The sequence below is a fragment of the Pseudomonas sp. CG7 genome (assembly GCF_023701885.1).
In the GTDB taxonomy this organism is placed as follows: Bacteria; Pseudomonadota; Gammaproteobacteria; order Pseudomonadales; family Pseudomonadaceae; genus Aquipseudomonas; species Aquipseudomonas zanjanensis.
In genome coordinates this window covers 1-9,910 of the sequence record NZ_JABAEE010000135.1, presented here as the reverse complement: position 1 = coordinate 9,910, position 9,910 = coordinate 1, and the positions used below count along the sequence as shown (strand labels likewise).

Genomic DNA, 9,910 nt, shown 5'->3' with positions numbered 1-9,910 from the left:
CCCCACCTCCCAGCCAACTATCGGGTCGGCGGTTGTGCTCTTCTTCTGGCAGAATAATCAAAAAGATTATCTTCACCCCTGCGCCTGCCTTCTCAACCCCCGCTCCCACAAGGGAATGGCGGTGAGTCGAATGCTCAGCGCACCCCCGGATTACCAGAACCGCTGCTGAGTCAACCGACTCCACCAACTGAGCAGCACGCGATCCACCGAACCGCTGGCGGCCATGCCGATGCGTTCCTGCAGGCTTTTGCGTTCGGCGTAGTGCAGGTGGTACAGCTCGGCACCCTTGGCCCGTTCGGCCAGGTACTCGTCGCTGGTTTTCAGCTCGTCCACCAAGCGCTTGTCCAGCGCCGCGACACCCAACCAGACTTCACCTGTCGCCACTTCATCGATGGCCAATTGCGGACGATAGTTGGACACGAAGTTCTTGAACAGCTCGTGGGTGATGTCCAGGTCTTCCTGGAACTTCTCCCGGCCTTTCTCGGTATTTTCGCCAAACACCGTCAACGTGCGTTTGTATTCGCCGGCCGTCAACACTTCGAAATCGATGTCGTGTTTCTTCAGCAGACGGTTGACGTTGGGCAATTGCGCGACGCCGCCGATGGAACCCAGGATCGCGAAGGGCGCGCTGATGATCTTCTCGCCGATGCACGCCATCATGTAGCCGCCGCTGGCCGCGACCTTGTCGATGCAGACGGTCAGCGGCACGCCGGCCTGACGGATCCGCGCCAGTTGCGACGAAGCCAGGCCGTAGCTGTGGACCATGCCACCGCCACTTTCCAGGCGCAGTACCACTTCATCCTTCGGCGTCGCCAGGGTCAGCAGCGCGGTGATTTCATGACGCAGGCTCTCGGTGGCCGAGGCCTTGATATCACCGTCGAAGTCCAGCACGAACACCCGGGGCTTGGTCGCCGGCTTGTCCTTGTTTTTCTTCCCGGCCTTTTCAGCCTTGCCTTCGGCCTTGCGCAGCGCCTTGAGCTGATCCTTGTCCAGCAGCGTCTGTTCCAGGCGCTCGCGCAGCCCCTTGTAGAAATCGTTGAGTTTGCTCACCTGCAACTGGCCGGCCGACTTGCGCCGCCCCTTGCTGCGCAGCGCAGCAAAACTGGCCAGCACCACCAAGATGGCGATCACCAGCGTCACGGTCTTGGCCAGGAAACCGGCGTACTCGATGAAAAACTCCACAGCAACTCCTTAAATGCAATGCGCCACTGAACGCAGGCGCGTAACGGTCCCAGCATACCCATGCGCCTGCGTCGCGACCAGCCAAGAAACCTATGGTTACTTTGACGCGAGCGCGACAGGGCAAGGCTGCAACAGGCATTTCAAACAAGCGTATGTTTTTTCATTGACAGCTCACCGCCATCCCCATAACCTCGCCAAACCTTCAACGTACCGGGATGACGCGGACGTGGGCAGTATTTATCTGATTCGACATGGCCAGGCCTCCTTTGGTGCGGACGACTACGATGTCCTCTCGCCCAATGGCGTACGCCAGGCGCAAGTGCTCGGCGGCCACCTCGCCGAGCTTGGTGTCGTATTCGATCGCTGCCTCTCGGGTGACCTGCGTCGCCAGCAGGATACCGCCGTCGGCGCGCTGGGCCAGATGTCTGCCGCCGGCATGCCGGTCCCCGAGTTGGAAATCGACGCCGCGTTCAACGAGTTCGATGCCGACGCGGTCATTCGTGCCCTGCTGCCTGACATGCTCCCCGAGGAGCCCGAGGCGCTGCATATCCTGCGCAACGCTGCGCAGAACCGCGCCGAGTTCCAGCGCATCTTCGTGCTGATCGTCGAGCGCTGGCTCAGCGGCCGGTATGACCCGCCCGGCCTGGAAAGCAGGCTGGGTTTCGTCGAACGGGTCCAGGCGGGCCTGCAGCGCATCCTGGAGCAAGCCGACAACACCCACAAGATCGCCGTGTTCACCTCCGGCGGCACCATCACCGCCCTGCTCCACCTGATCACCCGGATACCGGCCCGACAGGCCTTCGAGCTGAACTGGCAAATCGTCAACACCTCGCTCAACCACCTGAAATTCAGGGGGCGCGAGGTGGCCCTGGCTTCCTTCAACAGCCATGCCCACCTGCAACTGTTGAAGGCCCCGGACCTCATCACCTTTCGCTGAGTCCGGATTACTGTAGACCCTTGCTGTACCACCCAAATAAGGATCGAAACCATGACCTCCGTAGCCGACGCCGTACAAGCCATGAAAGCCAAGTTCAACCCAGCCGCCGCTGCCGGCCTGGACCTGGTATTCGGTTTCCGCATCGACGAAACCAAGCATTTCTCGCTGGTCGTCAAGGACAGCACCTGCGAACTGCAGGAAGGTGAAAACCCGGACGCCCAGGTGACCCTGGTGATGGACGCCGAAACCCTGCAAGGCATCGTCGACGGCAGCACCGACGGCATGCAAGCGTTCATGGGCGGCAAGCTGCGCACCGAAGGCGACATGATGCTGGCCATGAAACTGTCCGAGCTGTTCCCGGCCTGAGATTGAGTTCGCCTTCTTCGCGAACCTTTCGATTGCAAACGAATCCCGCCCCCGTGGCGGGATTCGTGTTTCTGCCCTCCCTGATTCCCACCGCACACAACCTTGATCCCTGTCAGTTCCCGCTTCACCTGCAACCGCTAACGTAACGCTTCCATCAAGGCCAGGGACGGCTCATCGGGGGCCTGCACCTGCGCATCTCAAGGAAGAGAGATTCATGCCTCCACTGAAGATCGTTCTGCTGTCCAGCGCCTTCAACGGCCTGACCCAACGCGCCTGGCTGGACCTGCGCGAGGCTGGCTATCGCCCCAGCGTGGTGCTGTTCACCGATGCGGCCTCGGTCTGCCGGCAAATCGAAGAAAGCGGCGCCGACCTGGTGATCTGCCCGTTTCTCAAGGACCGTGTACCCAAGCGATTGTGGTGCAACCCACGGCGCCCGGTGGTGATCATCCATCCGGGCATTGTTGGTGATCGCGGTGCCAGTGCCCTGGACTGGGCGATCACCCGGCAGCCTGATCGCTGGGGCGTCACCGCCTTGCAGGCGGTGGAGGAAATGGACGCAGGCCCCATCTGGGCCACCTGCGAATTCGACCTGCCCAAGGGCCTGCGCAAATCCGAGCTGTATAACGGCCCGGTCAGCGACGCGGCCATTCATTGCATCCGCGAGGTGGTGGAAAAACACCGCGACGGTTTCGTCCCGGTGCCGCTGGACTATGGCCGCCCTGACGTGGTCGGGCGCTTGCAACCGAACATGACCCAGGACGATCGCAGCTTCAGCTGGCACGACAGCAGCGTTTTCATCCAGCGCTGCATCGACGCCGCAGACGGTCAACCCGGTGTGCTCGCCAGCCTGGCCGGCGAACAATTCTACCTGTACGACGCCCATCTGGATGTTCGCCATGGCCTGCCCGGCGAACTGTTGGCCGTGCGTGACGATGCGGTGCTGGTGGCAACAGGGGACGCAAGCCTGTGGATCGGCGCCCTGCGCCGCAAACCGCAACCCGGCGAACAGACTTTCAAACGCCCGGCGCGCCATGTCCTGTCGAACCGCCTCGAAGGCGTCCCGGTGCTCGACCGTTCCCTGGCCCGGCAGCCGTTCAGCGACGAGCCTTATCAACCTATTCGCTACCGCGAATGCGGCCATGTCGGGGAGCTGACGTTCGAGTTCTATAACGGGGCGATGAGCACGGAGCAATGCCAGCGCCTGGTGGCGGCACTGCGCTGGGCAAAATCCCGGGACACCCAGGTGCTGTTAATCCGGGGTGGACGCGGCAGCTTTTCCAACGGCGTGCACCTGAACGTGATCCAGGCCGCCGCCGAACCCGGCCTGGAAGCCTGGGCCAACATCCAGGCCATCGACGACGTCTGCCTGGAGTTGTTCAGCGCCCGGCAATTGGTGGTCAGCGGCCTGACGGGGAACGCCGGGGCCGGTGGCGTGATGCTGGCCCTGGCTGCCGATATCGTGCTGGCGCGCCACGACATCGTGCTCAATCCCCACTACGCGACCATGGGCTTGTACGGCTCCGAATACTGGACCTACAGCCTGCCCCGCGCGGTGGGTCCGGACATGGCCTGGAAACTCACCCAGGACTGCCTGCCCATCAGCGCCCTGGAAGCATTGCGCTGCGGCATGATCCAGGAGATCGGCCCGCGTTGCCCCGACGAGTTCGGCCTGTGGCTGCTGCAACGGGCCAACCGCGCACTGCTCGATCCGGCCTACGAAAGCATCCGGGTGCGCAAGGCCGAACGAAGCCTGGCGGCGATCCAGGCCTGTCGCAATGACGAACTCACACAGATGCGCCGCGACATGGTGGACGATCGCCACGGCTTCGCCGACAAGTGCCGTCGTTTCGTCTTCAAGCACAAGGCCTGCCGTACACCCGATCGCCTGGTTGCGCCTTGGGCACGGGCGGCACAGCCCCAAGCCGTCGAATAACAGCCAGCATCGAGGCCATACTGCTCACTCAAGAACAACGATGCCCCCGTGGCGAGGGAGCTTGCTCCCGCTGGGCCGCGAAGCGGCCCCCCGACGGTATCAGAGAGGCGCAGCAGCTCTTACAATGCCCGCTTCCCCCGCATCGGCCTGACCATGGACATCGACCTCGCCCGCACCTTCCTGGAAATCGTCCGCCACGGCAGTCTCGCCGCAGCGGCCGAGAAGCTGCACGTGACCCAGACGGCGATCACCGCCCGGGTCCAGAAGCTCGAAAGCCAGCTCGGCTGCGCGCTGTTCGTGCGCAACCGTGCCGGCGCGCGCTTGACCACCGACGGCGAGGCCTTCGTGGTCTACGCCAACCAGCTCGTGCAAACCTGGGAAGCGGCCCGCCGGGACCTGCCATTGCCCGAGGGCTATCGCAACGTCTTGCACCTGGGTGGCGAGGTCAGCCTGTGCAACCCGTTGATGCTGGCCTGGGCCGGAGCACTGCGCGAGAAAATTCCCGGCCATGCCTTGCGCATGGACATCCGCGACGGCGAAAAGCTGCTGCAGCAATTGGAGCTGGGGCTGCTGGATGCGGCGGTGGTCTATCAACCCGAATACTGGCCGCGCCTGCAAGTGGAACAATTGCTGGAAGAAAAACTCATCCTGGTGCGCCTGGCCGCCCGTCCCGAGCCCTACGTGTACATCGATTGGAGCGCGGATTTCCGGCGCCAACACGACACCGCGCTACCGGACAAGGCCAAGGCCGCGGTGACCTTCAACCTCGGTCCCCTTGCCCTGCAATACATCCTCGAGAATGGTGGCAGCGGATACTTCCGCACACGGGTCGTGCAGAGTTACCTGGACAGCGGCATCCTGGAGCGGGTGCCCAAGGCGCCGGAGTTCAACTACCCGACCTACCTGGTGTATTCCAGGGACCGGGACTCGGCGGCGTTGCAGCAGGCGTTCGAAGTGCTGCGGGAGATCGTCAGGACCGGTAGCGACTGGTCCCAGCGCTGGGATCCATTGACCTGACGGTCGGTCGTGCAAGGCTCCTTGGGTGGCGAGGGGATTTAGCGAAACGTCGCACCGCCCCGCTGGGCTGCGCAGCAGCCCTAAGACAGTGAACTCGATTTTCCTGACGCACCGAGTGGGCCGGTATGGGGGCCGCTGCGCAGCCCAACGGGGATAAATCCCCTCGCCACAGAGCACTAGTTCACTGTGCGACAGCGCAGCGGCGGGGACTTCCTCGCCACAAGAAAGCCCTCGGCACATTGCTGTCTGGGCTACCTCTGCATCCGCGCGGCGATCTGGTCCTTGATCTGAAGCCGTTCCTTCTTGAGTGTCTCCAGTGCATCGTCGGGCATTACGGCCGGGGGGCTCTCGGCCTTCACGACCTTGGCATCAAGTTTGGAATATTGCTTGATCAACGCATCGAGACTTTCATCCTCGCGGCGTTTTTTCAGGATGTCTTCTTCTGTGCACTTCAGATCCTGACAAAGATCATGGGACACCGGCATGGAGCACCTCCTTTGTTGGTTCGGCGGCAAGTGCTTTTCATGGCACTGCCTGTCACCAGCATGGCCTTGCCGGTCGGGTTCTGTCGACCGCCAATCCGACCAGCGGTGACCGTTCGTCGTACCGGATCGCTTGGCGATCAAACCTTTGCCCAGGCACAACCCTCCATTGATCAGAGACGACAAGAATCGCTCGTTCAACCTGTGTGGAGACTTACCTATGGACAGATTTACCCTGCGTCAACTCGGCCTGGCAGTTGCCCTGAGTACCAGCATGGGCATGGCATGGGCCGCGACTTCAAATGACTTTGTCGACAACGCGGCGGTCGGTGGCATTGCGGAAATCGAAACCAGCAAACTGGCCCTGGAAAAAAGCCAATCGGCGGACATCAAGACCTTCGCCAACAAGATGATCACCGACCACACCAAGGCCAACGAAGAGCTGAAGGCGCTGGCGAAAAAACATGACATCGAAGTGCCCGACGACACCACGCTGATGAAAAAAGCCAAGGGGAAAATCCTTGAGGTGCGCGATGAGTCCTTTGATGCGGCCTACGCCAACAATCAGGTCAAGGCCCACGAAGAAACCATCGAGCTGTTCAAGAAAGAAGCCAACACCGTTACCGACGACAAGAAAGCTGGCAACACCGAACTCAAGGCGTTCGCCCAGAAGATGCTGCCGGACCTGCAACATCACCTGGATGAAGCCAAGAAACTTCAGGCTGCTCACCCAAGCAAGTAACGGCAAGCCCGTCCCTTGAGCCGCCATAGGGCTCGCTCAAGAAAAAACGGCGCTTCTTCCGATAGAGGAAGGCGCCGTTTTTGTATCTCGAATGCTTATCAGGCCTGAAGCCCCTTGCGAGCCACTGCGGCACCGGCCTGCAACGCCCTGCCCACCTGCTCTTCGAAATCCCCCTGGCTCATCACCTGCAAGGCTGCGGCCGTGACGCCCCGATAAGCCACCAAGGCGTCGATCATCTGCTGGGGGTCGCGATTGGCCAACAGTTGACTGCTGTTGACCACGACATTTTTTGCGGCCATCTGCGCGATGTCGTCGGGTATGCCGGCCAGCATCGCTTGACGGGCCAGGGCCGTCATCAGCAAGGCCGCAAAGGCCGGGCCGGTGCCCGAGAGCGCAGAGAGGTAATCGATGAAGTCTTCTTGCTGGACTTCTGCCGCGGCGCCTACGCATTCGAACACACGCTGCACCAGGTTTTTCGTTGCCGCTCCTACCCCAGCCGAACAATGCCAAGGCGTAAAGGACTGCCCGATTTCCACCGCCGCGTTGGGCATCGCCCGCACGATCGCTGAAGCTGACGTCTGCGCGGCAATCATCTGGGCCGTAATCCCGGCCATCAATGAAATCACGGTTTTGCCCGTCGCATCGATGCCCAGGCTGGCGAAATGCTCGGGGCGCACCGCGATGATCACTACGTCGCTGCGCTCCACCAACCCTTGGTTGTCCGTGACCAGGCGAGCGCCTTGTTCAGCCAACGGATGGTTGCCCGAGCGATTGGAAATGATCAGGTTCCCCGCCGGCACCAGTCCCTTGGCCAGGACCGCTCTGGCAATCGCGCCGCCCAACCACCCGGTGCCGCCAATGATCCCCAAGGTTTTATTGATCATCGGCATTGCCTTCGAAAGTGTCCGTCAACGGAACGAAGACCCCGGGCTCTTTTTCGGCATAGCCGAACTTCCCGTAGAAACGATCCAGCTCACGTGGCTTGGGGACTTTGCCGGTGAAGATGCTCACGTACTGCGGAATGCGCTGGAAGCGCACGGTGATCAACTCTGTGGTGTTCATGGTGATGTAGCCGATCTGCGTCAGGTAGATCGTTCGGGCCCGTGCATCAGCGCCTTGGGTGTCGTAGCCGAAGCGCTTGAACATGCTCGCCAGGGCATTCATGCGCTGCTCATCCACGACCGCCACCTCCTGGGCCACTTCAGCGGACTGAAGCGCCCAACTGCGCACGGCGAATTCAAATTGCGAGTCGAACAATTGCGGATTGAGCCAGCACTCGAACACATTCAGGATCGCCTCGGAAATGCTTTCGGCATAGCTTTCACTTTGCCGTATGAGCCCCCCTGTATTGGTCTCCCGCCAACGCGACAGCAATGCCGCCAGCAGTTGCTCGCGATCCTCGAAAAACCAGTAGAAGCTGGTGCGTGACAAGCCCAGGCGCTTGGCCAGCGGCATGACCCGAACCGCATCGATGCCCGACTCCTTCAGGGCCTCATAGGCCGCTTCCAGCCAACCCTCCGGCGAGCCCCGCCAGCCTGCGTCCTGGGCCTTGCCACGTGCCTTTCCTACCTGGGGCATCCTGCTTACCTTCTTCAATCATGCGTAGCGCGAATGTACTTGGATGACCGCTGAATGTACACCCAAGTACATTTAATCGACTTTTTTGACCCAGAAGTGGCGAATCATTGATGATAAAAACTCATGAGGCACTGACTTAAAATGGTTTGTCAGCCAAAGGCACCTGGATAACTATCTCCCACAGGCAACGGACTCCAAACCAAAACAACAACGAGCCGCCATTATGAATCTTGCAGTGCACTCCTCTGGAAAACCCTCGACATCCGGCCAAAGAAAGCCGGGGCGACTGGCGTTGTCACACGCTTCTTCTGTTACCCATTCCCTGCCCAAACTTCGATAACTGCTGACGCGACGCCTCGCACAGTCGTTTTGCGTTGCCTGCGAACCTGGCACGCGAAGCGGCGCCCGGGCGGTTGCTGGCATGCGGTTTCTTTCCATCAGCTGGATCAGTGATATGTGGATGACACAAGAGAAGCTTCCCCTGGGCGAACACATCGCTCGGTATGTCGAATGGTTGACTCAACATGGCGCCGGTATTTTCGACGCCATCTCGCTGTCGCTGTCGGGTGTGATCACCGCGTTTACCACCGCACTCCTGTGGTTCAACCCCTTGGCGTTGATCGCTGTTTTCGCCCTGCTCGCCTACTACATCCAACGCAAGGTGAGCCTCACCCTCTTCGTCACCTTCGCCTTCCTGCTGATCTTCAACCTCGGTTACTGGCAAGAGACCATGGAAACCCTTGCCCAAGTGACCTTCGCCACACTCGTTTGCGTGGTCATCGGTGTACCGCTGGGCATTGTTGCCGCGCACAAACCGATGTTCTACACACTGATGCGCCCGGTACTCGATCTGATGCAGACCGTACCGACCTTCGTTTACCTCATTCCTACGCTGACACTATTCGGTCTGGGTGTGGTCCCGGGCCTGATCTCAACCGTGGTATTCGCGATCGCCGCCCCCATTCGCCTGACCTACCTGGGCATCCGTGATGTCCCGGAAGAACTGATGGACGCCGGCAAGGCCTTCGGCTGTTCGCGCCGCCAATTATTGGCGCGCATCGAACTGCCCCACGCCATGCCCAGCATCGCCGCCGGCATCACCCAATGCATCATGCTGTCACTGTCCATGGTGGTGATTGCCGCCCTCGTGGGCGCCGACGGGCTTGGCAAGCCGGTGGTCAACGCGCTGAACACCGCCGATATCTCGATGGGTTTCGAAGCGGGCCTTGCCATCGTGCTGCTGGCGATCACGCTCGACCGCATCTGCAAGCAACGTGAAACCCTGAAAAGAGGTGACGTATGAGCATCATCCGTTTTGAAGACGTCGACGTCATCTTCGCCGCCCGCCCGAAGCCTGCCCTGGATCTGCTGGACCAAGGCTTTTCCCGTCCGGAGATTCTTCAGAAAACCGGTTTGATCGTCGGCGTGGAGAAAGCCAACCTGGAGATCAACAAAGGTGAGATCTGCGTGTTGATGGGCCTGTCCGGCTCCGGCAAGTCCAGCCTGCTGCGCTGCATCAACGGGCTGAACACCGTCAGTCGCGGCAAACTGTTCGTCGAACACGAAGGCCGGCAGATCGACATCGCCGCTTGCACCCCCGCCGAGCTGAAAATGATGCGCACCCAACGCATCGCCATGGTGTTCCAGAAGTTCGCCCTGATGCCCTGGCTGAC

At 60.9% G+C, this 9,910-nt stretch carries 11 protein-coding genes; 7 read left to right on the top strand and 4 right to left on the bottom strand.

Going from position 1 to position 9,910, the window contains the following annotated elements:
- Positions 1–150 precede the first annotated feature (150 nt).
- On the bottom strand, positions 151–1,182 hold the full coding sequence (sohB, locus tag HGO40_RS29550) for a protease SohB (protein ID WP_250965929.1): 1,032 nt from the start codon (positions 1,180–1,182) through the stop codon (positions 151–153).
- A gap of 226 nt (positions 1,183–1,408) precedes the next feature.
- On the opposite strand from sohB, the gene HGO40_RS29545 reads away from it, so the two are divergent.
- The 4 genes from HGO40_RS29545 to HGO40_RS29530 all read left to right on the top strand — a co-directional run bounded on the left by HGO40_RS29545 (position 1,409) and on the right by HGO40_RS29530 (position 5,435).
- Entirely contained in the window at positions 1,409–2,119 is a 711-nt protein-coding gene (locus HGO40_RS29545; protein ID WP_250965928.1) for a histidine phosphatase family protein, read from the top strand.
- 51 nt (positions 2,120–2,170) lie between these two features.
- A complete protein-coding gene (locus HGO40_RS29540) occupies positions 2,171–2,485 on the top strand; it encodes an SCP2 sterol-binding domain-containing protein (protein ID WP_250965927.1) in 315 nt (104 codons plus the stop codon).
- Between the two features lie 214 nt (positions 2,486–2,699).
- Entirely contained in the window at positions 2,700–4,418 is a 1,719-nt protein-coding gene (locus HGO40_RS29535) for a hydrogenase maturation protein (protein WP_250965926.1), read from the top strand.
- Between the two features lie 153 nt (positions 4,419–4,571).
- A complete protein-coding gene (locus tag HGO40_RS29530) occupies positions 4,572–5,435 on the top strand; it encodes a LysR family transcriptional regulator (protein WP_250965925.1) in 864 nt (287 codons plus the stop codon).
- Positions 5,436–5,686: 251 nt separating this feature from the next.
- On the opposite strand, the gene HGO40_RS30985 is transcribed toward HGO40_RS29530, so the two are convergent.
- Positions 5,687–6,103: an HP1242/YdcH family protein gene (locus HGO40_RS30985; RefSeq protein WP_502943355.1), complete on the bottom strand. Its 417-nt coding sequence runs from the start codon at positions 6,101–6,103 to the stop codon at positions 5,687–5,689.
- 34 nt (positions 6,104–6,137) lie between these two features.
- Here HGO40_RS30985 and HGO40_RS29520 point away from each other — a divergent pair, with 34 nt between their 5' ends.
- Entirely contained in the window at positions 6,138–6,659 is a 522-nt protein-coding gene (locus HGO40_RS29520; protein ID WP_250965924.1) for a DUF4142 domain-containing protein, read from the top strand.
- Between the two features lie 98 nt (positions 6,660–6,757).
- Here HGO40_RS29520 and HGO40_RS29515 read toward each other — a convergent pair whose 3' ends face one another.
- Both HGO40_RS29515 and HGO40_RS29510 read right to left on the bottom strand, forming a co-directional pair.
- Entirely contained in the window at positions 6,758–7,543 is a 786-nt protein-coding gene (locus HGO40_RS29515) for a pyrroline-5-carboxylate reductase family protein (RefSeq protein ID WP_250965923.1), read from the bottom strand.
- A complete protein-coding gene (locus tag HGO40_RS29510) occupies positions 7,533–8,237 on the bottom strand; it encodes a TetR/AcrR family transcriptional regulator (RefSeq protein WP_250965922.1) in 705 nt (234 codons plus the stop codon). Before HGO40_RS29510 ends, HGO40_RS29515 begins: the two co-directional genes overlap by 11 nt.
- Before the next feature lie 454 nt (positions 8,238–8,691).
- Here HGO40_RS29510 and choW point away from each other — a divergent pair, with 454 nt between their 5' ends.
- Both choW and HGO40_RS29500 read left to right on the top strand, forming a co-directional pair.
- Positions 8,692–9,540 (top strand): choline ABC transporter permease subunit, encoded by an 849-nt coding sequence (gene choW, locus HGO40_RS29505; protein ID WP_186706665.1) that lies wholly within the window; start codon positions 8,692–8,694, stop codon positions 9,538–9,540.
- The coding region (locus tag HGO40_RS29500; RefSeq protein WP_250965921.1) for an ATP-binding cassette domain-containing protein at positions 9,537–9,910 on the top strand (374 nt) is incomplete at its 3' end. The genes choW and HGO40_RS29500, both read left to right, overlap by 4 nt.